Origin of the sequence: Subtercola lobariae, from assembly GCF_014640255.1 — a bacterium.
Taxonomy (GTDB): domain Bacteria; phylum Actinomycetota; class Actinomycetes; order Actinomycetales; family Microbacteriaceae; genus Subtercola; species Subtercola lobariae.
This window is the reverse complement of the sequence record NZ_BMGP01000007.1, coordinates 238,163-264,053: the sequence shown is the minus strand read 5'-3', so window position 1 is coordinate 264,053 and position 25,891 is coordinate 238,163. Positions and strand designations below refer to the sequence as shown.

The window sequence follows — 25,891 nt, the reverse complement described above, 5'->3', positions numbered from 1 at the left end:
ACCGTGTCAGCCGCGCACCCCTCCCGCTGGGTGTTCAGTTGTGGCGGGTACAATTCTTCGAGCCCATGAATCAGAACATTTCGCCCGACACACGTCTGACCACAGACGGCATCGCCCCCGAAGACCTCGAGGTGGCCCTGCGGGTATTGGCGAGCCTGCACGAGCTCGACGACGAGCATCCAGATTTCGTGGCTGTACGACGAGCCACCGCCAAGATGTTCAAGTCGGTGAAGAAGAACCGGCGCGACGAGAAGCGCGAGGCGATTCAGGCCGCCGACCGCAGCGTGGTCGCCGCCACGGCAACGGGCGCGCCCGACCGCATCGACGACGAGACGCGCGGCATTCCGCTGGCGCTGACCACGGCCGCCCCCACCGCCGGCACGCTCATCAAGTCGCGGCCCTGCTACATCTGCAAGCAGCACTACACCCAGGTCGACGCGTTCTACCACCAGCTCTGCCCCGACTGCGCCGCCATGAGCCACGCGAAACGGGATGCCCGCACCGACCTCACCGGCAAGCGCGCCCTGCTCACCGGCGGTCGCGCCAAGATCGGCATGTACATCGCCTTACGGCTGCTGCGCGATGGCGCGCACACCACCATCACGACGCGGTTTCCGCGTGACGCGGTGCGCCGGTTCTCCAGCCTGCCCGATGCGCACGAGTGGTTGCATCGGCTGCGTGTCGTGGGAATCGATCTGCGTGACCCTGCCCAGGTGATCGGGCTGGCCGAGACCGTTGCAGAGGCCGGGCCGCTCGACATTCTCATCAACAACGCCGCTCAGACCGTGAAGCGCTCGCCGGGGTCGTACGCGCCGCTGGCCGAGGCTGAGCTGAGTCCGCTGCCCGATGGTCCGCTGCCGGAGATGATCACGTTCGGGCACACGAACGACGCGCATCCGCAAGCGCTCGCGGCCTCGGTGGCGGCGCATCCGCTGCTTCAGCGTGCGGGCGCGGCCAGTGCGCTCGCTGCGACGAAGGCGAACACAAACGCAAACGCCAACGCGAACTCAGAGCTGGTCGGCTCCAACCTGCTCGGGGCCGCGCTGCTCGACGCCGGGCTGACCCCTGACGAGCTGAGCGCCGACGAGCTCTCGGGCCTGGCGCTCGCTGCCGGCTCGTCGTCGCTCGAACGACTGGCGGCGGGCACCGCCATCGACGCCGGCGGCCTCGTTCCAGACCTGCACCACGAGAACAGCTGGACGCAGGCGGTGCAAGACGTCGATCCGCTGGAGATGCTCGAGGTGCAGTTGTGCAACACCACAGCCCCGTTTTTGCTCGTGTCACGACTGCGCCCGGCGATGGCGGCTGCGGCTGGGGCGGCGGCCTCTGGCCGGTCGTACATCGTCAATGTGTCGGCCATGGAGGGCGTGTTCGCTCGCGGATACAAGGGCCCCGGGCATCCACACACCAACATGGCCAAGGCAGCCCTGAACATGCTCACCCGAACGAGCGCCAAAGAAATGCTGACTGACGGCATTCTGATGACGAGCGTCGACACCGGCTGGATCACCGACGAACGCCCGCACCCCACGAAGGTTCGGCTGGCCGAAGAAGGCTTTCATGCGCCGCTCGACCTTGTCGACGGGGCTGCGCGGGTCTACGATCCGATCGTGCGTGGTGAGGCCGGCGAAGATGTCACCGGGGTCTTTTTGAAAGACTACAAACCCTCGGCCTGGTAGCGCAGGGCAACGGCGGCCACGCCTCGCGAAAGGGGGCGCCAGGTGTCAGGTGACAGTGCGGGGGGCGTTGGCGCGGGAGCGGCCGGCGCAGGAGACTCAGGCGCGGGAGCCCCGCGAAGCGCGCCAGTACCCGCCCGAGACCTCGCGGCCGAGGCCGCCAACCAGGCACAGGTACGGCAGACTTTCGTGCGCCACGCGCTCGCCCGGCTGCCACTCGTGGGCGTCTTCGTCATCACCATCAACCTGTTCGTTCAAGTGCGTGGCGACATCGGCCTGGCCGTAGCCATTGCGCAGAACCTCACTTTCGGCGCCATCGCGGTGATCGTGCTGCTGAACCTGGTGGTGTACATCATGCTCGGCATCATGGTGGCGATCATGCCGGTGGTGTTCGATCGCGACTACAACATCTGGACCCGTGTGGTGGGCACGACCGTTCTCCTCCTTCTCGCTGTGGTTCTCGTCTTCACGGCGTCATGGCTGCTGCTGGTTGCGCTGCCTGTGGTCTTCGTGCTGATCAGCATCGTCGTGGTGCGCGGTCGGCGAAAGCCGAACGTCCCGGTCAGCCGCGAGACCGTCACTGAGGTGCTGACTCCACAATTGCCGCCGGTCGACTCGGGCCTCCGAACATTGTGGGCCGAGGGCCGCGCCATGCTCCGGATGATCTCGCCTGGGTCACTCGCAATGACACCGGTCGAGGCATCCATTCAGCCGCCGCCCGAACCGAAGACTTTGGCGGCCGTCGCCGACGAGTGGAATGCGCGGTCAGCCCAGATTCGCGAGCCGCAGTCGAAGTCGCTGAACCGGCTGGCGTTCGCGGGCATCATCGGGTTCGTCGCATTGTTCGGCATCAGCATTCTCACCCAGCCCATTCGGTTCGCCCCACTCGAGCTCGTCTCGATCAACGGCGCGAACGCAGAACCGGGCTTCGTGCTGCTGCAGGGCCCCCGAGGAGTTTTCGTTCCGAATCCATTCGGCGCCGCGCAGTTCATCTCCTCAGACCAGATCACCTCGATACACCTCTGCGAAGACACCCCGCACTGGTGGTCGACCTCGCTGATCGACATCATCTCGCCCATCGTCACGAGCGGCGTCGACTGCTCCACCGGGTGAGAGTCGTCACGCGGGAGCTGGGCGCCGGCGACCGAGGGCACAGGGCGCGAGACACACCACGGAGGTCACAATGAGCACCGAGATACGTTCACTGCTGCGCGAGCACTGGCCTGCCGTGCTGCGCATCTACGCCGAGGGCATCGCAACCGGGCAGGCCACGTTCGAATCCGAAGCACCCGATTGGCAGGCGTTCGACGCCGGCAAGCGCGCCGATCTGCGAATCGTCGCCGTCGACGACGGCCTGGTACTCGGCTGGGCGGCCGCTTCGCCGGTCTCGATTCGCGCGGTGTACTCCGGAGTCGTGGAGCATTCGGTGTACGTGGCCGACTCGGCCCGAGGGCGAGGCGTCGGCACCCTTCTGCTGAGCGCGCTGCTTGGCCGTGCTGCGGAAGCGGGCGTGTGGACTGTTCAGTCGAGCATCTTTGCCGAGAACGTCGCGAGCCTCCGTCTGCACGAGAGGTGCGGCTTTCGCGTCGTCGGGCGCCGTGAGCGCATCGGGCTGATGAGCTTCGGGCCGCTCGCCGGCACCTGGCGCGACACGATTCTGATCGAGCACCGTTCGGAGAGCTGAGCGCAACCGCGACGGCTGTGGCGGCTCGCTGCCGCGCGGCACAGGAACGGTGGCGCAGAAAAAAGTCAGTGCGCGCTGGCGCTTTCGACGCGGCGGATGGCCATGTCGTTGTCGATGCCCTCGAAGTCGGCGGCGCCGAACTCGGGGGTGTGCGGCAGGCGCAGGGTGAGGCTCGACATGGCCTGCATGGTGAGGGTGCCCGAGGCAATCGTGTAGTCGAGGCTGTGGCCGCCCACGGCGCGGGCGTCGTCGAGGTAGTGAAAGTGAAAACCGGCGACGCTGATGCCCTGGTAGATGCCCGGTGCCCAGAATCCGATGAGTGAGCCAGAGGTTTCGCCGAGTTCGCTTTCGGCCTGCGTTTTCATCGCCTCAATGAGCGGTTTGAAGGGGTGGTGTTGGCGAATGGGCTCGCGTACGAGCATCCGGTCGAATTCTGCTTCGAGGCGAATGGCGTAGAACAGGTTGGCGCTCGGCATCAGTGAGCTGACCCGAGATTCGAACGCCTCACGGTCGAGCGGGCCGTCGTCGCCCAGCCGAACGCTGAGGGTCGGCACGAAGTCGACGACCTCGGCGAACGGAACGCGTTCGGTCTCGTCGACGAGGCTCACGCGGCCGTCTGACGTGCAGCGGTAGATGAGGCCGTCGACGAACACGAGCTCGCCGTTCAGCGCTTCGCCGCAGCCGATTCCGAAGTCGCCTTTCGCCAGAACTTGCTCGGCGGGAAAGACGCCGTCATACAGCCCCGCCATGAGCGCGTGGATCACGGAGAACTGCGTGATGTTCAGCCCGATGGCCGGGTTGAGGTGCCCGATCGTGCCGCTCGCTGCAGTCGTGACGGTCGTGGCAATCGTGCCGCCCGCGACGGTCGTGCCGCTGCCCGGCGCACTGGCCACCGAATCGGGGCCGTTCGTGCCCACTGCACCTGCCTCTGCGCCGCTCACCGGGTGACGCCGGTGCGGCCCGCGCCACGCTTCGAGATCGCACTGGCGATAAGCCGCCAGCCGAGCAGAAACACGCCCAACACAATGAGCGCCACAATCACGAAGCTCACTTCGACGCCCTGCCCGCTGAGAACCCGCAAGAACATGCCCACGACGACAGTGAACAGCCAGATCGGGATGCCCGGCAGCACCACCCGCACCGGGTACCGCCACGCACGAGTGGCCAGCCACCCCACGAGCAGCCCCACCGCGAAGGGCCAGAACGTCACGAGCGTGCCGCCGAGGCTGAAGCCCTCGCTGTGGCTGCTGCGGCCGATCAGAACGAACACCAGCACGAGCACCACATCGGCGACGGCAGCGAGAACGATCGTGCTGGTGGCCGCGGGGCGCCGCACGGGCGTGGGGGTGGTCTGGGTCATGGCTTCAGTCTATTTGCGGGCGTGCAGAGTTCTGGCTTCGCCGGTGTCTGCCGGGCGAACGCGCGAGCACTGCCCGCGCTCAGGCGCCGGGCCGCAGATCGGGCGCGCGCCTGATGCCGAACTCCACCGCGAGCGCCCGCCGCGCCGCGTGCCACCCGCCGAGCCCGTGCACCCCGGGCCCGGGCGGGGTCGACGACGAACACAGGTACACCCCGCGCACCGGCGTCTGCCACGGGTACGGCGAGAGGGTCGGCCGGCGCAGAAGCTGACCGAAGGTCGCCGCCCCCGCCGAGATGTCGCCGCCGACGTAGTTCGGGTTGCCCTGCTCCTCCTCGACCGCCGTTCGACCCGACGTCGCCAGAATCGTGTCGCGAAACCCCGGAGCGAACCGCTCGATCTGACTGATGATGACCTCGCTCTGGTCGACGTCACTGCCCGCCGGCACATGCGTGTACGCCCAGAGCACGTGCTTGCCCTCGGGTGCTCGCGACGGGTCGACCACGCTCGGCTGCGCCACGAGCACATACGGTTTCGGCGCGTGCTTGCCCGAGGCCACCATCGCCTCACTTCGGGCGATCTGCGCGTGCGTTCCGCCCACGTGCACGGTGCCGGCCCGGCGCAGCTCTTCGTGCGCCCACGGCACCGCGTCACTGAGCGCGAGGTCGAGTTTGGCCACCGCGTTGCCATACCGAAAGCGGGTGAGGCTGCGTGCGTAGCCCCGAGGTATCCGCTCACCGGCGAGAGCGAGCAGTGCCTTCGGGGTGAGGTCGAGCAGCACCGCACGCGCAGGGGGCAGCTCGTCGAGCGAGGTGACCTCTGTCGAGGTGACGACTTCGCCGCCGTGGGCGAGCAGATCATCCACTAACGCCAGAATAATCGATTGACTGCCCCCGACCGGAACCGGCCAGCCCACCCCGTGCGCGTAGGTGCCGAGCAACAGCCCGGCAGCGGCCGGAGCGAGGCCCGGCAGCGGCAGAATCGAGTGCGCCTGAACGCCGCTCAGCAAGGCGGGGGCGATGTCGCTCTCGAATCGAAGGCTCCACAGCGGGCTGCCCTGCTCGAACGCCCGGGCGCCGAACTGCGCCGCCAGCTGCGGATGCCGCGGAACCCGCAACAACGACGTACCGGTGAACTGAGCGAGCTCACGCCAATGGCTCACGAGCGGCTCGAACAGCCGCTTCCACGCCGGGCCGTCGACGCCGAGCGCTCGTGCGGTCTCGTCAAGGCTCTGGTAGGCGAGGCCGGCCCTGCCGCCGTCGAGTGGATGCCCGTAGGCAAGCTCGGGCCGCAACAGCTCGATGCGTGACGAGAGCCGAAATCGCCGAAAGAACTCCGATGCCAAGGCCATCGGATGCACGGCAGAGCACACGTCGTGCAGGTACCCGGGCAGCGTGAGCTCTGCCGTTCGGGCTCCCCCGCCCGGCGTATCGGCTCGCTCGTAGACGCGAACCCGAAGCCCCGCGCGGGCCATGGTCACGGCGGCGGCGAGACCGTTCGGCCCGGCCCCCACAACGACGACATCGACGGCATCCATGCCTTTAGTATGCCTCCCAAAGTTCACTCACAGGTCACTGTCAACCCCTTGTTGGAGGGTGAGCAAAGTGATTGTCTACTATCAAGCACCAAACCAAAGGAGGTTGATGTGACCATCGAATTGAGCCCTCGGGCTCTGGCGCCAAGCGTCACGAATTCGGTCTCGCTCGCGGGCACCGGCTCGCTTGCCAACACGACTCTGCCCGGCAGAACTCTCAGCGACGCGCCTCACGCGTCTGACATTCGCATCTCGATTCTCTCTGACCACGAATGGCGCATCTGCGACCGTCGCATTCCCGAAACCAACGCCGAAAGCGTTCTCGGCTACATCGAGAAAACGGGCGGATTCTTCGAGGTGATGCGTCTCACCGCCACGCGAAACTTACTGTACTACGCCGACTTCGAGCACGCCGTCGAGAGCTTCTCGTCGACCGTCGCTCCCGTCGCGGTAGGCCGCGTATCGTAGCCGCGCCGCCCGGGCCCGCCGCCCCTGACGCGGCGCCGACCGCGGGCGAAGCGTCGTTCGACAAGCACGTAGCCGCGCCCGCGGCGGTGCTCTTCGATATCGACGGCACCCTGGTCGATTCGAACTACCTGCATGTGCACGCGTGGAGCCTCGCGCTCGCCGACCTAAGCCACCCCGTCGACGACTGGCGCATCCACGCCGGCATCGGCCTGGATTCAGCCAAACTGCTCGACGCGCTGCTCGGCGACGAGGTCGACCGCCTCGGTGATAAAGCGAGCGACGGTCACAGCGAGCGCTACGCCTCGCTGGCGACCGAACTGCGGCCGTTCGCGCACGCCCGAGAGCTGCTCTTCGCCGTGGCAGACCGCGGTGTGCGCGTGGTTCTGGCCACCTCGGCGCCAGAAGACGAGCTGAAGAAGCTGCGCGCCGCCCTCGACAGCGAAGACGCGCTCCATGCCGTGACCTCGGCCGATGACGTCGAGACCGCCAAACCCGAACCCGACGTCATAACGGTCGCCCTCGAAAAGGCTGGCGTCGCCGCCGATCGGGCGCTGATGGTGGGTGACACGGTGTGGGATGTCGCGGCATCCGCTCTCGCAGGTGTTCGCTGCATCGGGGTGAAGAGCGGCGGCATCGGCGCCGACGAGCTGCGTGACGCAGGCGCCATCGCCGTCTACGACGATGTGGCGGCGCTGCTCGATGCCCTCGACAGCAGCCCGATCGCCGACCTCTGGCAGAACTAGCGCTCGCTCTCACGGGCAGCGTGTCGCACGGGCAGCGCGATGCACAGCCAGCGCGACATGGGCAGCGCAGATCGCCGAGCGCGCTCACCGAGCTACGAGCAAGGCGCACCGCGCGATCTCCTCCGCACGGTAACGTTTTGACCCATGGACGACCAGACCTGGGCCCGCACTCCGATCGAACCGCAAAGCGCCAACGCGCCGCTTTCGACCGCCGCGATCTTTCTCGTCGTGACCATAACCGACGGGGCCGAAGCCGCGACGACCGCGCGCGGCGTCATCTCTGACCTCGGCGGACTCGTGCGCACCGTCGGATTTCGTGACCTCGCCGGGCATCTCTCCTGCAACGTCGGCATCGGCGCGGCCGCCTGGCAACGCTTCGAACAGCAGTCGAAGCCAGCGCAGCTCGACCGGTTTCACGCGATTCCGGGCTTCGCGCACACCGCGCCGGCCACACCAGGCGACCTGCTCTTCCACATTCGAGCCGAACGCGCCGACCAGTGTTTCGAGCTCGAACGCCTGCTGCTCGGCAAGCTCGGCACAGCGGTAACCGTGGTCGACGAGGTTCAGGGCTTTCGTTACTTCGACTCGCGCGACCTGCTCGGCTTCGTCGACGGAACCGAGAACCCCACCGGCGCATCCATGATGCAATCCTCGCTCATCGGCGACGAAGACCAGGAGTTCTCCGGCGGCAGCTACGTGGTGGTGCAGAAGTACCTGCACGACCTCACAGCGTGGGCGACGCTCAGCACCGAGCAGCAAGAGGCCATCATCGGTCGCACCAAGGCTGACAACGTCGAACTCGACGATGACGACGCGCCTCGCAAGTCGCACAAAGCGCTCAATACCATCGTCGATGAGAACGGCGTCGAGCACGACATTCTGCGTGACAACATGCCCTTCGGCCGCCCCGGCCAGGGCGAATTCGGCACGTACTTCATCGGTTACGCCCGCAACCTCTGGGTGATCGACCACATGCTGCGGCGCATGTTCATCGGCGACCCGGTGGGCGACTACGACCGCATTCTCGACTTCTCCACCGCCGTGACCGGTTCGACCTACTTCGTGCCGTCGAACGACCTGCTCGAATCGCTTGCGCCAGATGCCTGAACGAAACTGCCGCCTGAACCTCCCGGGCGCTTGGCGAATGCCCGGCGAAGCGTCAGCTTTACGGCACTAAACTCCACTCATGGATGAGCAACTGATCAGCTCGCTGCGCCGCGCGGTCGCTACTTCTCCCGATGACATTCATCTGCGCCTTCTGCTCGGTCAGCTGCTGCTGAAAAACGGTGACGCGAGCGAAGCCATCACTTTCGCCGCGAGCATCCTGCAGCTTTCACCAGACAATGTGGATGCCCGGCAGCTCATGAACGACGCCTTCACCACCCCGGCCCCCGCCGCCACGGTCCCTACGGCCACCGTCGAGCAGCTCGAAGTAGAGCGACCCGTGCCCCCAGCCGCCAACGTCGCACCCGATCTCGACGTCGCGCAGGCCCGCTCCGAACCCAGCGCAGAGCCAGACCCAGAACCCAACGCGGAGTCAAGCACACAGCCCGGCACAGAGCCGAGTGCCGAACCCACCTTCGACTGGAGCGCCGCCGAGAACGACGTGCACGAACTCGCGCAGCCCATGTTCGTCGACTCCGAGCCGTCGAAGGCGCCCGGTTCGTCGTTCGACATCGAACGCTCGGTGGTCACTTTGGCCGACGTCGGCGGCATGAAAAGCATCAAAGACCGGCTGAATGCCGCCTTTCTGGCTCCGCTGCGCAACCCCGAACTGCGAAAGCTCTACGCGAAAAGCCTCAAGGGCGGCCTGCTCATGTACGGCCCTCCCGGCTGCGGCAAGACGTTCATCGCCCGCGCCATCGCCGGAGAGCTCGGCGCACACTTTCTGAGCGTCGGGCTCGCCGACATTCTCGACCCCATGCTCGGCAACAGCGAACAGAACGTGCACGAAGCCTTTCAATTAGCACGCCGTGAGGCTCCGTGCGTGATCTTCTTCGACGAGATCGACGCCCTCGGCCAGCGCCGCAGCCAAACCCGCAACAGCGCGCTGCGCGGCACCGTGAACCAGCTGCTCACCGAACTCGACGGCGTTGCCGACCAGAACGAGGGCGTGTTTGTGCTCGCCGCCACCAACCAGCCGTGGGACGTCGACCCGGCGCTGCGGCGCCCCGGCCGCTTCGACCGCACGGTGCTCGTACTGCCGCCCGATGAAGAGGCCCGCGAGTCGATCTTTCGGTACCATCTGCAGCACCGCCCCGTCGAGGGAATCGAGCTGGGGGCGCTCACCCGGGCATCCGGCGGCCTCTCGGGTGCGGACATCGCCTACGTCTGCGAAGTCGCCGCCGAACGTGCGCTCATCGACAGCGCCACGACCGGCGAGCTGCGCATGATCACCATGAAAGATGTGACGGATGCCCTGGGCGAGGTCACCCCGTCGACCTCGAGCTGGCTCGACAGTGCCCGCAACGTGGTGCTGTTCGGAGACGACGACGGCACCTACGCAGAACTCAAGGCCTACCTCAAAAAGGCCAAGCGGCTGTGACGGAGCACGCCGCGAAGCCTGAGGATGCCGCACTCACCCACGCCCGCACCTACCTCTCTCTCGGCAAACCGGCCGACGCGCTGCGTGCCCTCGCGCCCCACCTCGCGTCGCATCCCGACGACGACCGGGGCCTCTGCCTGGCCAGCCAGGCCCACCTCGTAGCGGGCGAAGCGTCTCGCGCCCTGGATGCGGCTCAGCACGCAGCGGCCCTCACCCCCGAAAACGAGTGGGCCTGGCGGCTGGTCGCCCTCTCGTATTCGAAGCTCGGGCATCACGCCGAGGCACGGGCCGCCGCCGCGACGGCGCAGAGCATCGCCCCGCAACTCTGGGTGACGCACGCGCAGGTGGCGCAGGTCGACATCGCCGCCAAGCGCATCACGGCCGAGTCGCAGAACGCAGCACGCGAGGCGACCCGCCTCGCCCCTCTGGAGCCCGACGCGCACCTCACTGTGGGCAACGTCGCACTCGCCCAGCACGACTGGCCGACCGCCGAAGCGGCCTTTCGTTCGGTACTGCGGCTCGAACCCGAGCACGCGGCCGCGCGTAACAACCTCTCGCTCGTGATGCTGCGGCAGGGCAAGGCCGGCAGCGCGGCGGCCGGGTTCGTCGACATTCTGGCGAACGATCCCGACTCCGAAGTCGCGGTGCGCAACCTGCGCGCCGTCGCTGCGGTCGCTTTGCGGCACGTGCACTTCATACTGTGGGTGGCGTTCGCCATCGTCACGGTGGCCTTTTCGAGCGCGGGGCAACCCGACGAATCGCCGGTGTACGGCCTGGCCTGGTCGGAGTTCTTGGGCGGGGTGGCCCTCGTGTCGGGCATCGTGGTGCTGGTCTACGTGCTTCGTCTGAGACGTGCGGCCGGGGCTCGATTCGGCCAGTTCATTCGCAGCGTGCCCCGGCTCGACAACCTGCTCACCGCCTGGGCTGCACTGCTCGTCGCCGACTACCTGCTCATGGTGGCGGCGTGTTTCACCTCGGTGCACCGAGCCCAACTGCTCTACCTGCTCGCCGGTGCGGTTCTCGTGGCGGGCTCGGTCGTGGTCATCTTGCGCCGCAACCGCGCCCGAGTGAGGCTCTGACCGCAGGTCTGAAACCCCAGCAACAATCGGCTTCGCCCTGCGCAGCCACTTCACTGCGACGAGCTTCGCGCTGCGCAGCTAATTCATAGACTCGACCTCTACGGTCGGGGGTTGGGAAACTTTCGAAGGAGTTGCAGTGCCGGCCGACGTGTACGAAGAGCAATTGCGTGGCCTGCCGAAAAAGGAGCGCAAAGCCCTTCAACGCGAGTTCTCTCGCATGCAACGCGAAGACCAACGTAAGCGCAAAAAGCGCAACAAGATCATCCGTCGCACCAGCATGATCGTGGTCGCCGTGGCGGTTGTCGCCATCGCGACTCTCGTGACCGTCAACAACATCAGAGCCGGGCTCATCGGCCCCGCGAACATGGCCAGCGACGGAATCGTGTTCTCGGGCTCGCCGAGCCAAAGCGCCGACCAGAGCTCCAGCAGCCAGAACACCATCACCGCGGCAACCTCAGCGGCATTGCAGGTCGGTCAGACGCCCACACCAACGGTGTTCGACCCATCGACCGGGGGGCTCAGCGTGGTGCTCTACGTCGACTACGCGAACGCCGATGCCGCCAGCTTCGAAACCACCAACGCGTCGAACGTGCAAGGCTGGGTGAACCAGGGCTACGCGACGCTCGAGATCCACCCCGTCGCCCTGAACAGCACCGACGGCAACGATCCCTCCACCCGGGCCGCGAACGCGATTGCCTGCGTGGCGAACACAGAACCCGACGCGGTTCTGGCGGTGCACAACGCCCTCATCGCCGACCAGGCCACCATCGCAAGCGCCGGTCTCAGCAATGACGACCTCGTGGCGCTCGTCAGCAAGGCAGGCGTGACCGACGCGGCTGTCTCGAAGTGCATCACATCGAACGACTTCGACAACTGGGTCAGTGACGCCACCAAGCGAGCCAAGGCGAGCCTGCCGAACTCGGACGTGCCCGCGCTCACTAAAGTTCCGCTAGTGCTCGTCGACGGCAGCAGTTACACCGGCTCGCTGACCGACGCCACGGCCTTCGAAACCTTCGTCAGCGACACCTACACGAAGAACACGCCGGCTAGCACCGCCTCCCCCACACCCACGCCCGACCCCACGAGCGGCGGCTAAAGCCCGCACTATCCGCCACACAGCCCACGTTCAACGAACACGAAGGCGCACCTGGCATTCTTGAGGCATGTTTCGACGCCACCCCGTACTCAGCGTATTCACGCTCGGGTACCTCGGCGTGGTCGCGTGGATCACGCTGGGGCCACAGCCGCTTGACGACAAGGCTGAAGGGCTGCTCTACCAAGCCCTGAGGTTCTTCGGGCGGCACGCCTCCACCGACTGGATCACCTACGACCGCGTCGAGTTCTGCGCTAACATCGCCATGTTCTTTCCCATCGGCCTTTTTCTGCTGCTGCTGTTCGGCCGTCGGCAGTGGTGGCTCGCCATCGTCGTGGGGTTCGTCATGACGGTGAGCATCGAGACGGCGCAGCTGTACATCCCGGGCCGCGTGTCAGACGTAAGAGACGTCGTGTCGAACACGACCGGTGCCACCATCGGTGTGTTGGTGGGTCTGGTGCTCACGGCCGCAAAGGCGCGTCGCCTGCGCAGAGCCAAGTCCTCGTCGACCAGAGCCCGGCCGATCGCCGGCTGACTCAGCCAAGCAGCCCGCAGATCAACCGCAGATCAACCGCGGCGCGAGCCGGTTTCGCCCCGGTGCGCTACGCCCAGCCCAGGGCCGATCAGCTCAGCCCAGCAGCCCGTAGCGCGCCGCGGCCGCCTCGGCGTCTTCACGCGAGGCCACGCCGAGTTTGCGGTACACGCTCCGCAACTGCGTCTTGACGGTGTTGTGGCTCACCCGAAGAGTTACCGCAATGTCGGCGATGGATGCTCCGCTCGGCAATTGCGCGAGCACCGACCGTTCGCGCGGCGAGAGCGGGCCGATGGGCACCGTCGGCGGCAAGAAGATGCCGTGTTCGAGCACCCGGCGAACGGTTTCGTCTGCCGCGCTTCCCGGCTCGAGGCCGGCGATCTCGGCCAACAGCAGCAGATCATCCCGCGACACGGTCGTCAGCAGCGACGCCGAACTCGTATCGAGAACCTGCGTCAGCACCCGGCCGAATTGTTCGACCGCCTGCTCGGTGCGCCCGACCCGCGCAGACACAACAGCCTCGATCAGCAGCGCCGCGGCAAGCGACGGCAGGCGCGCATCGTCGAACGCGATCACAGATTCGGCGAACCTCGAAGCCGCCGCGTAGTCAGCACCCACGAGTTCAACGCGGGCACGAGCGACCAGCGTCGATTGCGACGGCCGGCCCACTGCCTCTGCGCCATCTCGCAGCACTTGGCGCGCCCGCTCCACGTGATGCACGGCGAGGTTCGCGTCAGCCCTGGCCAACGCGAGCAACTGCAGATTGAGCCCAGAGGTGCTGAGCTCGGGCGCGTGACCTTCGACCGCGGTCGAAATCACGCTGAGGTGCTGCCGGGCGATCCACTCGTCTGAGATCAGCCGGCCTTCGAGGTACAGCGCCGCAGCCCAGTATTCGGGTGAGAGCGACATATCGACATCAGTGTGCAGCGCGCTCGCTGCGGCGTCGTAGTCGAGATCGTCGATCAGCAACAAGACGCGGGCGAACTGGGCCGTGGTGGCGTGCCGGGTGCCCCGCCACGAGTCTGAGGTCAGCGGTGCACCGGCCCCGGGCATCCGTTCGAGCCAGCGTTCGGCTTCGTCGCGGTACCCCGAGAACGCCGAGAGCCAGGCCAGGCTGCCGGCCGCATTCGCCGCAACGAGCACGTTGCCTGTGACCACGGCGAGGTCGAAGGCATCGCGGTACTCCTGAAACGCAGCTGGCCCGTTGCCTGCGAACTCGCGAGCCTTGCCCCAGTGAAAGTGCAGGTCGGGCAACGCGGGCCGAAGCTGCAGCAACCCGTCTTCGGTGGAGTCGGCCAAGGCTTCGCGGGCCTCGTCGACGCTCTCTGACGCCTTAGCGAATTGCCCCGCCGAACGTCTCGCGCCGCTTCTGCTGGTGAGTCTGGCGAGCACGTCGAGCAGGGCCTCCGGATGCCCGGCCTGCGCCACCTCACGAAACTGCACAGGGCGCACAGCGTCGCCCGTGGGAATGTAGTCGACGTACGACCTCGCCGCTGCGAGTCGCGGATGCTCGGCAACGACCTCAGGCGGAAGCGCCCCCAACGCCGACCGCAGCCCGTCGAGGTCGGCTGCCATGAGCGCCGACCAGTTGTGTTCGATGAGGTCGATGACTTCGCCCCACTGCCCCGACGCCTGCGCCCGTGCCAGCCGTTCGGCAACGTCGGGCTCTGGCGTGGTCACAGCATCATTATGGCCTACTGCGCTGCTTTCGCTGCATGATCACCGCACTGAGCCCGGCACCCAGAAACAGCAGACCGAGAACGCCGGCGCCCGCGATGAACGGCTCAGAGATTCCGGTGGCCGCGAGCGACGCCGATGCGGCTGCGGTCGCCGTGGTTTCCGTTGTCGTCGTTACGGTGGAGCTCGGTGTGGGCGTCGGAGTCGGGGTCACAACGGTGGCAGGGAACGCCGCGACGATCTGCGGCTCGAGTTCGCTGGCCATGAAGTCGACCCCGGCGGCGTTCGGGTGCAGCGACTTCTCGTCGATGATAGGAGCCTTTGTGCTGGGGTCGAACGTGATGTAGACGCCATTTACGTAGGCCACATCTGGGGCAGCGCATGCACTGTGGCCAAGGGAGTCGGCGAATGTCGGCACGTAGGTAAAGCCAGGGCCAGCTTGACCGACCAACGTCTTCACGGTCTGGTCGAGCCCACTCTCAACTCCGTGCAAGAAGGGTACGTCGACGTCGGTGAACGGAAAGCTGTTCGGCTGGCTGACCGGAGTAAAGCAGCTCGGAGTGCTCGTGGGCGGTGCGATGGTCGGGTAGCCGAGAACGAAGATCTTCGCGTTCGGCGCTGCGGCCCGCACTGCAGCGTAGGTTTGAGCGATTGCCGTCGCCATCGCCATCGAACCCGCCTGAATCTTCGGGGCGAGCGTCGATGTGCACTCGTTCGCCGCAGGGTTCGACCACAGTGGCCCGGTAGCCGACTTCGCTGCGCAAGCGAGGGCCACATCAGTGAACTTGAGGTTGTTACCGCCGACGGTGATGGTCACGATGTCGGTTTTTGCGCTCAACGCGTCGATTTGCACAGGTGCAGTAGCGATGACGGTCGTACCGTCGGGGCCGAGAATATTCTGCGGGGTGGTCGACACATTATTCGCAGTTGCACCTGCACAGGTCACGTCCGTCAGGTTCAGCCCGAGCGCCGCCGCAACCTGGTGCGGGTAGTTGTTCGACGACTGGCCGCAGCCCGCGACGGGCTGGTCGGTCTGCGGGTCGACGCCGAGCCCTGACGAGTACGAGTCGCCGAGCGCTACGTAGTTGAGGCCGACGGTGGGCAACGGGTCGGCACTGACGGCCGGCGCAGTAAGGGTTGCCGCGGTGACGGCCGGCGCAGCGAGCGTGCTCGCGTTCGCTGCCGGAACCGCGACGAACGTCACGAGCCCCACGGCGAGGGCGACGGCGCCGAAACGGCCAACCTGACGGGTGACTCGGGTGCGCCTCGACATGGGTGCCGTCATGATGTTCCTCGTCTGCATTGGCCTTCGAAAGGCGGCAGGCTGCCTGCTGCGAACCGCTTTCGCGTGCTGGGGGTAAGTGCGTTCCCGATGCCGGGTGTGCTGGGGGTTGCCGAAACACTATCAGCGAACACGCAGTTTTGGCAGAAAACGAGGGAGCGATCATCCACTTCGACTGACCCCGTTAGGGGGGTACAGGCCCGTCTGCGGCGACGTATTACGCGCGAAAACCAGCCCCGTGATGCTCGTCGGGCAGATGCGCGCCCGCCCCGAACAAGCGCTGCCGCAGGGTATTACCCGAATACTCGGTGGGCGCCAGCCCGCGTTCGCGCAGTATCGGCAGAATCAGGTCGATGAAGTCGTCGTAGGTACCGGGAGTCATATGCGGCTGGATGAGAAAGCCATCAGCTCCGGTGGTGGCAATGAAGGCTTCGGCCTGATCGGCCACCTCCTCTGGCGACCCGACGAACACGCTGCCGTTGATACCGGTGGTTCTGAAGTTCTCGAGAATGTCGCGCACGAGCGGCGCCGGGGTGCCGTCTTTCGAGAGGTAGCGCTCGAGGTTGCTCTGGCCCATCTCCGTGCTCGTCTGGTCAAGAGGGCGGTCAGGGTCGAGCGCGAGAAGGTCGATGCCCGTGTTTCCGGCGTAGATGGCCGCAGCGCCCTCGTTCGTCGACATCGAGAGCATCTCGTCATACTTCTCTCTTGCCTCGTCGTGGGTCTCGGCGGTGATGAAAAGTGCCCCCACCAGAAGCTTGATCGAGTCGGGCGACCGGCCTTCCGCCACGGCGCTCTGCCTGATGCTCGCCACGTTCGCCGCAACCACGGCCGGGTCACCACCGGCAAGAAAGACGGCCTCTGCGTGGCGCCCGGCGAAGCGTCGGCCCCGACCGGATGCGCCGGCCTGAACGAGAAGCGGCGTTCGCTGCGGCGACGGCGGCACGCTGAGAACGCCGTCGGTGCGAAAGTGCTCGCCCTCGTAGTGCACCATGCGAACTTTGTCGGGTTCTGCGTAGAGGCCAGCCTGTTTGTCGAGCACCAACGCATCGTCGCTCCAGCTGCCCTCCCACAGGGCGAGGTTCACATCGACGTATTCGTCGGCCATGTCGTAGCGCAGGTCGTGCGAAATGAGGTCTTTGCCCATCAGTGCGGCGGCGGTCGCTCCCGATGAGCCGGTGACGATGTTCCAGCCGATGCGGCCGTCGGTGAAGTGATCGAGCGTCGCGAACCGTCGCGCGTTGGCTGCGGGCGGCTCGACGGTGGTCGACGTGGTGAGAATGAAGCCGAGATTAGAGGTCACCGCCGCCATCGCAGAGACGATGGGCATGGGGTCGCCGTGCGGAATTCCGCGGCCCTCGGCCAGAGCCGCATCGATGAGTTCGCCGTTCAGAGCCGGGAAACCGTAGCTGTCGGCGAGAAACAGAAAATCGAGCTTGGCGGCCTCGAACTTCTGCGCCAGCGTCGTCCAGTGGCTGATCTTGAGAAAGTCGGCCGAGGTGTCGTCGGGGTGCTGCCAGGCCGAACCGATGGTGCCGTTCGGGCCGATGTACTGAAAAATGCCGAGGATGAAAGGCTTCATGGTTATATTTATGTCATAAATATTTTTCGGTGATGTGTCAGCGCGTTTCGGGTGTGTAAATATCAGAGCTTGAGAGACCACACAATCAGGAGGCCCGGGTGTCGTCAACGAAGCCGCTCGACGAAGAAGCGGTGCTGGTGGGCGGGCGCATCCGGAGCCTGCGTAAAGCCCACGGGCTCACGCTGGTGCAGCTCGCGAGCGCCACGGCGATGTCGCAACCGTTTCTGAGCCTGGTAGAGCGAGGGCATGCGCGGCTCAGCCTCGCTTCGCTGGCCCGAGTGGCCAGAGAACTCGGGGTGCGCTCTGACGAGTTGTTGGCTCAGCGTCCGGTGAATCGAATCACCACCGCCGAGGTCGACCTGGTGCCCACCGATCATCGCGACCGCCCCGCGCAGGGCGATCGCGCGCTGTGGCAGCTCGCGCAACTGCCAGGCGGACTGGTGGGAGTCGAAATGTTCGGTTCTGAGCCGGAGTTCACCGAATTCGCGGTGCACACGCGCGATGAGTTCGTCTATGTGCTGGCCGGCACGCTCGAGGTGTCTGGCGGCCCCGACGACCCGCATGTTCGTTCGCTCGGCCGCGGTGACTCCATCGCCTTTCGCGCCGGCGCTGCGCACGGCTGGCGTGCTCCCGAGCCCACCGGTTATCGCTTGCTCATCGTGACGGCGCCGACGACGGATGCCCGGCCGTAGCCCGCGCGACGAGCATGAGTCATCGCGGGCGGTCGCACGGCCACACCCTTGCACCTTGCACCTCGCACCGAATGGTTCGCCCCGCTAACGACAGACGTACACTGAAGTGATGTCAGCCGCGCCCGCCCCAGCCCCACAACCGGGCTGGCTGAAGCGACTGTGGCAGTACATGACGCGGCACCGCCGCAGCCTCTACCTTTCACTTGGTGCCGCCCTGCTCGGCAGCGCTTGCCAAGTGCTCGTGCCGCTGGTCGCCCGGCAGATCGTCGACAACGTCATTCTCGTGCCCGACGCCCCACTGCTGCCCTGGCTCGGGCTGCTGCTCGCGCTCTCGGCCGCCGTGTTCGGCTTCGCGTTCGTGCGCCGATACCGCGGCGGCGAAGTCGCGCTCGAGGTGCAGAACGACCTGCGCAACGACATGCACGACCACCTGCAGAAGATGGATTTCGCGAGCCTCGACCGCATGTCGACCGGCCAGCTCGTGTCGCGCGCCAACTCTGACTCGACTCTGGTTCAGGGCCTTCTGAACATGCTCCCCTTGATGAGCGGCAACGTCATTCTGATGGTGCTCTCGCTCGTGGTGATGTTCTACCTCTCGTGGCCGCTCGCCCTCGTTGCTCTTGTCGTCACTCCCCTGCTCGTGCTGATTTCGTATCAGCTGCGTAGCAAAGTCTTTCCGGCCACCTGGGATGCCCAGCAGCACGAAGGCGAAGTAGCCGAGATCGTCGATGAAGACGTGAACGGCGTACGCGTCGTGAAGGCGTTCGGGCGTGAGACCCACGAGGTCGAGCGGATGATCGGGGTGTCGACCGCGCTGTACGGATCGCAGATGCGGGCGGTGCGCATCCAGTCTCGGTACCAGCCTCTGCTCGAAGCGGTGCCGGTGCTCGCCCAGGTCGCGGTGCTGGCGTTCGGCGGCTGGCTGGCCCTCAACAACCAACTGACCCTCGGCACCTTTCTCGCATTCTCGGCGTATGTGGCGCAGCTGATGGCGCCGGCCCGCATGCTCGCAGGCGTGCTCACCATCGGCCAGCAGGCGAAGGTGGGCATCGAGCGCATCTTTCAGCTGCTCGACCGGCCGCCGGCCATCGTGGATGCGCAAGGCGCCGTCGACCTGCCTGCCACGAAAACCTCGGCTGGGGCATCGACGCGATTCGACTCTGCCAGCTCGTTTCGGGCCGCTGCCGCCGACGGGGTCGCTGGGACTGTGAACTCGGGGGGTGCCGCGAATTCGGGGGGTGCCGCGATCGACTTCGACGGCGTGAGCTTCGGCTACTCCCCCGACCGCCTCGTGCTCGACGGCCTCGACCTGCACATCGCGGCCGGAGAACGCGTGGCGATCGTCGGCGCAAGCGGCAGCGGAAAGTCGACCGTCGCCGCACTCGTCTCACGGTTCTACGACGCCGATCGCGGGGCAGTGCTGGTCGACGGCACAGACGTTCGCGGAGTGAAACTCGCCTCCCTGCGCGGCGCCATCGGGGTGGTCTTCGAAGAGAGCTTTCTGTTCTCCGATTCGGTTCGCGCGAACATCGCCTACGGCAGGCCAGACGCCAGCTCCGACGACATCGAGGCCGCCGCGCGTCTCGCTCAGGCGCACGAGTTCATCGAGCGTCTCCCACGCGGGTACGACACCGTCGTCGGCGAACGCGGCCTCAGCCTGTCGGGCGGCCAACGCCAGCGCATCGCCTTGGCGCGCGCCGTCTTGTACGACCCGCGCATTCTGATTCTCGACGACGCCACCAGCGCCATCGATGCGAAAACCGAAGAACTCATTCACGAGGGCCTTCGTGAAACACTTTCGACTCGAACCGTTCTGCTGATCGCCCACCGCGAGTCGACGCTGCGCCTCGCCGACCGCATTCTGCTCATGGAGCACGGCCGCATCACCGATCACGGCACCCACGACGAATTGCGCGAACGCAACTCGGCCTACCGGGCACTGCTCTCGGGTCTCGACGACGAGACGCGCGCGGCGGCAGCGGATGGCCGCATTGAGGTTCTGGCTGACCTCACCGCCGATGGCACCGACGAAGCGGCCGCCGAACGGGCCATCTTCGGCACCAGCGCGCCTGGCCTCATCGGCGCGCCCACTCTCAGTGGCAGCCCTACCGACGCGGCGACCCTCGTTCGCACGACCACCACCGCCACGCCCCGAGCCACGACCGCAACAGCCGCCCCCCGCGCCACCACCGGCCGCGCTAGTCTCGGTGCCGGCCTCGGCGGCCGGGGCGGCGGGCGCGGCGGAGGCGGCATGGGCCGCGGCATGGCCTCCTTTCTCGCCCCCACCCCCGAGCTGCTGGCCCAAGTGGCGAAACTGCCACCCGTGCGCGACGTTCCCACCGTCGACGTCGCCCACGAAACCAGCCACGACCCGAAGTTCAGTTTGTGGCGGCTGCTGAAAGAGTTTCGGCGCCCGCTGAGGCTCGGGCTCGTGCTGGTGGTCGTCGATGCGCTCGCGGGCCTCGCAGGCCCTGTGCTCGTCAAAACCGGCATCGACAGCGGCGTGCAGGCGGGCTCTGCCGCAGTGCTCTTCGGGGCATCCGCTCTCTACCTGCTGGTGACGCTCGCCGATCTGCTCGATGAGGTCGCCGAAACCTTCGTCACCGGGCGAATCGCGCAGCGGGTAATGCTGTCACTTCGCATTCGCATCTGGGCGCAGCTGCAGCGCCTGTCGCTCGACTACTACGAGCGCGAGATGGCCGGGCGCGTGATGACCCGCATGACCACCGACGTCGACCAGTTCGAGTCGCTCATTCAGAACGGCCTGCTCTCAGCGCTGGTCTCTGTCGTGACCTTCGTGGGAGTCGGCGCGGCCCTGCTCACGGTGAACTTCGAACTCGGGCTCTGCACGTTGACGGTCGTGATTCCGCTGGCGATTGCCACGGTGTGGTTCAGGCATCGCTCGTCGAGGCTCTACGACGTGTCGCGCGAACGCATCGCCATTGTGAATGCCGATTTTCAAGAGAGCCTCTCGGGTGTGCGCGAGTCGCAAGCCTTCGTGCACACCGGCGCCACCATGAACCGGTTTCACGGGCTCGGCCGCAGCTACCTCACGTCGCGCATCGCGGCGCAGAAGCTCGTGGCCACGTACTTTCCCTTCGTGCAGTTCTTGTCGGGCGTCGCCGACGTCATCGTGCTGGGCGTTGGCGCGGGGCTGATCGCCTCGGGGCAGCTCAGTTCGGGGGCGCTGATCGCGTTCATCCTCTACATCGACATGTTCTTCTCGCCGATTCAGCAGCTTTCGCAGGTGTTCGACTCGTGGCAGCAGACACGGGTGTCGGTGGGGCGCATTTCAGACCTGATGGCGCTGCAGACGCTCACGCCTAAGGCCGAGCATCCCGTCGACCCAGGGCGTATCACGGGCGCTCTCACCCTCTCGAACGTGCGGTTCGCGTACCCCTCGGCGCCGCTCGTTCGGCCCGGTTCGCGCTCTGATGCGGCGGTAGGCCCGTCGGATGCCCGGCTCATCGTGAGCGAAGATGCCGCTTTCACGAAGCCGCCAGAAGCCCTTCGCGGCATCGATCTCGACATCGCTGCCTACGAAACGCTCGCGCTGGTCGGTGAAACGGGCGCCGGAAAGTCGACCGTGATGAAGCTCCTCGCCCGCTTCTACGACGTCGACCAGGGTCAGGTGCTCATCGACGGTCGGGATGTGCGGAGCCTCGACCTGGTGGCATTCAGAAAGCAGCTCGGCTATGTTCCGCAAGAGGCGTTCTTGTTCACCGGCAGTGTGCGCGAGAACATCGCCTATGGGCGGCCGACCGCGACCGACGATGAGGTCGTCGCCGCGGCAGTTGCTGTCGGCGCGGCGGAGTTCATCTCGCACCTGCCAGGCGCCTACGCGCACGAGCTATCGGAGCGCGGGCGCTCGCTCTCGGCAGGGCAACGCCAGCTCATCGCGCTGGCGCGGGCTCAACTCGTCGACCCCGCGATACTGCTGCTCGACGAAGCCACCTCGAACCTCGACCTCGCCACCGAGGCCCGCGTCTCGGCGGCCATGCAGCGCGTCTCCGCGGGGCGCACCACCATCGTGATCGCGCATCGGCTGCAGACCGCGCGCGCCGCCGACCGCATCGCGGTGCTGCACGACGGGCGTATCGCCGAGGTCGGTTCGCACGACGAACTCATCGCCGAGGGCGGTCGCTACGCGACCATGTGGCGCGCCTTCGAGGTGGCGGAGCGCCCCGCCTAGCGGCGGCGCTCGCGCGCGCCCGCCGGGCGCGGGCGGGCGCTGGCAGGCGGCACCCGCGCGCCCACCCCTCGTACCCGCCTGCGTTGCGCGAAAGCACCTCAGACCGCCCCGCGCGGTGCTTTTGCGCAACGCAGGCGGGTGCGGCGAGCTTGGGGAGGCGCAGACGAGCTGGAGGCGCAGAGAGCTCAGGGCGCGCTCGAGCCGAATACGAGCTCGCCCGCAAAGTACGTCGCCAGAACCCGGGTCTCGGCGAGCTGCACGGGCGTGACCGCGAAGGGGTCGCGGTCGATCACCACGAGGTCTGCGTACTTTCCCGGCGTGATGCTGCCGACGATGTCTTCGGCGAACAACTGCTTCGCCGCCGAGGTCGTGTGCGCCCGCAGAGCGTCGACGAGGTCGATGCCGGTGGCTTGGTCGAGCACCCGCCCGCTGCGGGTGCGCCGGGTCATCGCCGTCGCCATGTTGCGGAACGGCTCCAGCGGCGTCACCGTTCCGTCGTTATGGAAGGTCGGCTCGAGCCCGGCGGCCAGGGCTGCGGCGGTGTCGGCCCATCGACCGCCGTGCTCGGGCCCGAACAGATCGTCGACCAGAACCTCGCCCCAGTAGTACACGTGGTCGGCGAAAATGCTCACGCACACTCCGAGTGCTGCCGCCCGCTCGAACTGGGCCGGCGTCATCGCCCCCACATGCTCGAGGCGAAAACGGTGGTCGGTGAGGTGATTCTCTTCGATGACCTGCTGCCAAGCATCCAGCGTCGCATCAATCGCCAGGTCGCCGTGAGCATGGCAGGCGAGTTGCCAGCCCTCAGACGCGTATTGGCGTGCAATGGCCACGATCTGCTCGCGGTCGAAGTTCAACGCCCCGCGATGCCCGGGCTCGAGGCCCATCGCCCGCGTGGCCGGAGTATCGAGGTAGGCGAAGCTCGTGGCGATGTTGCCGATCCAGGGCGACCCGTCGGCCCAGGTCTTCACGCCGATCTGCCGCACCACGTCGTCACCGTACCCCACCGGCACGCTCGCCCGTGCACCCGGCGCCGACATTTCGTAGAGCCTCAGCCGCGCGGTGAGTGAATGCTCAGCCCGAACCGCATCGAGCCCAGCCTGTGTCGACGCCTCCCACGACAGGTCGGCAATGGTCGTCACGCCAGCCCGATTCACCCGCACCAACTCGTCTCGAAACACCCGCACAAAGTCGCCTTGCGCCCGCGAGAGCACCGGGCCCGCGACCTGAAACACCGCACCCGCCTCGTACCCGACTCCGGTCAGCCGCCCGTTCGCGTCGCGCCCGAAACTCGCCCCCGCAGGGTCTGGTGTCGCGTCGGTCACCCCGGCAACGGCCGCTGCCGCACTGTTGAAGTACACCGAATGCCCCGAATTATGCAGAATCACCAGCGGAGTCGCGCCGGCCAACTCGTCAAGAACCTCGATTGTGGGGTTGATCAGGCCTTTCTGCAACAGCGGATCCCACCCGTTCGCACACACTCCCCCCGGCTTGGCGCCGACCTCGGCCCGCAACACGGCCATCACGTCGTCGGCAGTGGTCAGCGTCACGGGCCTGATGTCGAGCACGTAGTCGCTCATCAGCACTGCTGCGGCCGACGGATGCCCGTGCGGCTCGATGAGGCCCGGCATCAGGCACCGCGTGCCCAGCTCCACCACCTCGGCATCGGCTCTCGCGAGCGCCCGCACCTCCTCCTGCCGCCCCACCGCGACGATGCGGTCGCCCTCGACGAGCACGGCATCGGGCGCAGGCTCGCTCTCGCCCGCCCCATTCACTCCACCTCTGGGCGCGCCTTCTTCCATGGTGATGATGCGACCGATGAAGAGCGTGGATGCCATGGAAGAATTGCTACTTTCTGTGCAGAGAATTGAACTGATATTCGAACCTTACCCGGTTGATTCGGGGCTGAAATCGAATATACTTGAGTGAAGCTCATGACACAACCACCCTTCCACCCACAGCCATTCGGCCACTCGCCAGAGACTCCCGCTGGCGCCATTGCTCTGCGATGCGCACGCATGCGCGAGTTCGAAGTGATTCGGTTCAGTGTGTGCCCGGTCAGTGTGTGCGCAGCCAGTGTGTGCCCGGTCAGTGTGTGCCCGGTCAGTGTGTACCCGGTCAGTGTGTGCGCAGCCGACGAGCGAACCCCAGCAGCACGGATGGCTGACAGCATCAGCGCCATGGTCGACGACGTCGTGGTCATCGAGGCTGAGATAGCTGAGGCGTTCGCTCGCCGGGCCTCGGCCATCGAGCGAGTTCGCCAGTGGACCACGTAACACGAGTCGTTCCTCGTGCCCATCGACGACGGTGACCTGCTCCCCGGCTCGGCTCCCATCGAGAGCTCCTTCGCCACTCGCATCAAGGTGGCCAAGCGTGCCGAACTCGCGCGTAGGGCACTCACGGCCGAGCTGGCGTGCGCGCTGCGCGTTCCAGAAAGCACGGCGGGGCGCCTCATCACCGAAAGCGAAGCACTCGCAACCGAGCTGCCCGAGACGCTCGCGACCCTCCGAGCTGGCGAGATCAGCTACCGCCACGCACAAGTGGTCATCGACCACGCCACGTCACTGCCCGTTGAGAGCCGCACTGCTTTCGAGTCGGCCATCCTGCCGGCTGCCCTGACCTCTACGGCCGCGCAGTTCGAGCGCACAGCCCGTGCCGAGCGTGAGCGTCGCCACCCCGAGTCGCTTGTCACCCGGGCACAGAAAGCGGCCCGCGATCGCCGCGTCTGCTTCGAAGCCGACCGCGACGGAATGGCGTGGCTGCACCACTACCTCCCGGCGGTAGACGCGGTGCGAATCGACGACACCCTCGAACAACTCGCGCGCTCCCTCCGTGACGCTCACCCACCCGCTGCTCCCACGGCGCCCTCCGCGCACGGCACGGCCTCCAACCCGCTTGAGCACCTGGCCGACCAGCCACCCGCGGCACGTGAAGACGCTCCGGATGCATGCGCCGAGGGTATTCCGAAGACCGAAGCGCGCACCATCGCTCAGCTGCGATCCGACGTACTCGTCGACCTGCTGCTCAGAGACTCGGCCACGGGCGAACCCCGCTCTCTGGTGCCGACAGTGATCGTCACCGTTCCGGTTCTGACGCTTCTCGGCCACGCCGATACCCCCGCCTCGCTCGACGGATACGGCCCGATCGATGCCGAGACGGCCCGCAAGCTCGCCGCACACGCGCCGAGCTTCGTTCGCCTACTGACTCACCCCGAAACCGGTGCCACCCTCTCGGTAGGCCGAGATCGCTACCGGCCGCCGGCCGACCTCCGAATGGCGCTCGAAATCGAAGACCGAACCTGCCGCTTCCCGGGCTGCAGCCGATCAGCCCGCCGCTGCGAGCTCGACCACACAATCGATTGGGCCGACAACGGCCCGACCGCCCGAACGAACCTGGCTCACCTCTGCCCGAAACACCATCATCTGAAACACGAAACCGCCTGGGCGGTATCAATTGATGCCACCCGAACCCTGCACTGGCAATCTCCCGCCGGCCGCCGCTATGCCACCACGCCCGCATCGCCTCCATCGGTTGCTTCGGTTACTTCGGTTACTTCGCCACCATCTCCCGCGCAATCACCTTGCTCGTCTGCTGCAGCGAGCTCTCCGCCATCACCGCTCGCGCCAGGAGCCGCGCCCTTCTAACGACCACTGATCGAGCCAGCACCGAACTCTCGCGCGAGTGTCATTCGCGGCCGTATCGATCCGCATCTTCATGTGAGTACAACTAGAATCGCGACTAGTTCGATCGAATACGCA

20 protein-coding genes are annotated in these 25,891 nt (G+C 66.5%); 13 read left to right on the top strand and 7 right to left on the bottom strand.

Annotation, left to right across the window (positions count from 1 at the left end):
• Nucleotides 1-65 precede the first annotated feature (65 nt).
• The 3 genes from IEX24_RS18265 (at nt 66) to IEX24_RS18255 (ending at nt 3,360) form a co-directional block, all read left to right on the top strand.
• Complete coding sequence (locus tag IEX24_RS18265) at nt 66-1,679, top strand: SDR family NAD(P)-dependent oxidoreductase (protein WP_188680936.1); 1,614 nt, start codon at nt 66-68, stop codon at nt 1,677-1,679.
• 42 nt (nt 1,680-1,721) lie between these two features.
• Complete coding sequence (locus IEX24_RS18260) at nt 1,722-2,789, top strand: hypothetical protein (RefSeq protein WP_188680934.1); 1,068 nt, start codon at nt 1,722-1,724, stop codon at nt 2,787-2,789.
• 70 nt (nt 2,790-2,859) lie between these two features.
• A complete protein-coding gene (locus IEX24_RS18255; protein ID WP_188680932.1) occupies nt 2,860-3,360 on the top strand; it encodes a GNAT family N-acetyltransferase in 501 nt (166 codons plus the stop codon).
• Nucleotides 3,361-3,425: 65 nt separating this feature from the next.
• On the opposite strand, the gene budA is transcribed toward IEX24_RS18255, so the two are convergent.
• The 3 genes from budA to IEX24_RS18240 all read right to left on the bottom strand — a co-directional run bounded on the left by budA (nt 3,426) and on the right by IEX24_RS18240 (nt 6,254).
• Nucleotides 3,426-4,301 (bottom strand): acetolactate decarboxylase, encoded by an 876-nt coding sequence (gene budA, locus IEX24_RS18250; protein WP_188680930.1) that lies wholly within the window; start codon nt 4,299-4,301, stop codon nt 3,426-3,428.
• Nucleotides 4,298-4,720: a DUF3054 domain-containing protein gene (locus IEX24_RS18245; RefSeq protein ID WP_188680928.1), complete on the bottom strand. Its 423-nt coding sequence runs from the start codon at nt 4,718-4,720 to the stop codon at nt 4,298-4,300. The genes budA and IEX24_RS18245 overlap by 4 nt, the downstream gene beginning before the upstream one ends.
• A 79-nt stretch (nt 4,721-4,799) precedes the next feature.
• Nucleotides 4,800-6,254, bottom strand: coding sequence for a phytoene desaturase family protein (locus tag IEX24_RS18240; protein WP_188680926.1), 1,455 nt, complete (start codon nt 6,252-6,254; stop codon nt 4,800-4,802).
• Nucleotides 6,255-6,362: 108 nt separating this feature from the next.
• On the opposite strand from IEX24_RS18240, the gene IEX24_RS19735 reads away from it, so the two are divergent.
• From IEX24_RS19735 to IEX24_RS18210, 7 genes are all read left to right on the top strand, one after another.
• Nucleotides 6,363-6,719 (top strand): hypothetical protein, encoded by a 357-nt coding sequence (locus tag IEX24_RS19735; RefSeq protein ID WP_229715521.1) that lies wholly within the window; start codon nt 6,363-6,365, stop codon nt 6,717-6,719.
• Between the two features lie 86 nt (nt 6,720-6,805).
• Nucleotides 6,806-7,462 carry an HAD family hydrolase gene (locus tag IEX24_RS18235; RefSeq protein WP_229715519.1) on the top strand — a complete coding sequence of 219 codons (657 nt, stop codon included), beginning with the start codon at nt 6,806-6,808 and terminating at the stop codon, nt 7,460-7,462.
• A 144-nt stretch (nt 7,463-7,606) separates the two neighbouring features.
• Nucleotides 7,607-8,569, top strand: a complete 963-nt coding sequence (locus IEX24_RS18230; RefSeq protein ID WP_188680922.1) for a Dyp-type peroxidase — start codon at nt 7,607-7,609, stop codon at nt 8,567-8,569.
• A 79-nt stretch (nt 8,570-8,648) separates the two neighbouring features.
• Entirely contained in the window at nt 8,649-10,007 is a 1,359-nt protein-coding gene (locus tag IEX24_RS18225; protein ID WP_188680920.1) for an ATP-binding protein, read from the top strand.
• Complete coding sequence (locus tag IEX24_RS18220; protein WP_188680918.1) at nt 10,004-11,086, top strand: tetratricopeptide repeat protein; 1,083 nt, start codon at nt 10,004-10,006, stop codon at nt 11,084-11,086. The genes IEX24_RS18225 and IEX24_RS18220 overlap by 4 nt, the downstream gene beginning before the upstream one ends.
• Before the next feature lie 136 nt (nt 11,087-11,222).
• Nucleotides 11,223-12,182, top strand: coding sequence for a DsbA family protein (locus IEX24_RS18215; RefSeq protein WP_188680916.1), 960 nt, complete (start codon nt 11,223-11,225; stop codon nt 12,180-12,182).
• 67 nt (nt 12,183-12,249) lie between these two features.
• Nucleotides 12,250-12,714, top strand: a complete 465-nt coding sequence (locus tag IEX24_RS18210) for a VanZ family protein (RefSeq protein WP_188680914.1) — start codon at nt 12,250-12,252, stop codon at nt 12,712-12,714.
• A gap of 93 nt (nt 12,715-12,807) precedes the next feature.
• On the opposite strand, the gene IEX24_RS18205 is transcribed toward IEX24_RS18210, so the two are convergent.
• The 3 genes from IEX24_RS18205 to IEX24_RS18195 form a co-directional block, all read right to left on the bottom strand.
• Nucleotides 12,808-14,391, bottom strand: a complete 1,584-nt coding sequence (locus IEX24_RS18205) for a helix-turn-helix domain-containing protein (RefSeq protein ID WP_188680912.1) — start codon at nt 14,389-14,391, stop codon at nt 12,808-12,810.
• A gap of 7 nt (nt 14,392-14,398) precedes the next feature.
• A complete protein-coding gene (locus tag IEX24_RS18200) occupies nt 14,399-15,673 on the bottom strand; it encodes an SGNH/GDSL hydrolase family protein (RefSeq protein WP_188680910.1) in 1,275 nt (424 codons plus the stop codon).
• Between the two features lie 214 nt (nt 15,674-15,887).
• The gene (locus IEX24_RS18195) at nt 15,888-17,249 is read right to left on the bottom strand and encodes an NtaA/DmoA family FMN-dependent monooxygenase (RefSeq protein WP_188680908.1); all 1,362 of its coding nucleotides are present in this window, start codon (nt 17,247-17,249) and stop codon (nt 15,888-15,890) included.
• Nucleotides 17,250-17,347: 98 nt separating this feature from the next.
• Between IEX24_RS18195 and IEX24_RS18190 the strand changes: the two genes are divergently transcribed.
• Together IEX24_RS18190 and IEX24_RS19890 are read left to right on the top strand one after the other, a co-directional pair.
• Nucleotides 17,348-17,941, top strand: a complete 594-nt coding sequence (locus IEX24_RS18190; protein WP_188680902.1) for a helix-turn-helix domain-containing protein — start codon at nt 17,348-17,350, stop codon at nt 17,939-17,941.
• A 109-nt stretch (nt 17,942-18,050) separates the two neighbouring features.
• A complete protein-coding gene (locus tag IEX24_RS19890; RefSeq protein ID WP_203586062.1) occupies nt 18,051-22,133 on the top strand; it encodes an ABC transporter ATP-binding protein in 4,083 nt (1,360 codons plus the stop codon).
• 185 nt (nt 22,134-22,318) lie between these two features.
• Here the strand turns inward: IEX24_RS19890 and IEX24_RS18180 are convergent, their stop codons facing one another.
• Nucleotides 22,319-23,971, bottom strand: coding sequence for an amidohydrolase (locus IEX24_RS18180; protein WP_188680900.1), 1,653 nt, complete (start codon nt 23,969-23,971; stop codon nt 22,319-22,321).
• Nucleotides 23,972-24,424: 453 nt separating this feature from the next.
• Between IEX24_RS18180 and IEX24_RS18175 the strand changes: the two genes are divergently transcribed.
• Entirely contained in the window at nt 24,425-25,777 is a 1,353-nt protein-coding gene (locus IEX24_RS18175; RefSeq protein ID WP_188680898.1) for an HNH endonuclease signature motif containing protein, read from the top strand.
• Nucleotides 25,778-25,891 lie beyond the last annotated feature (114 nt).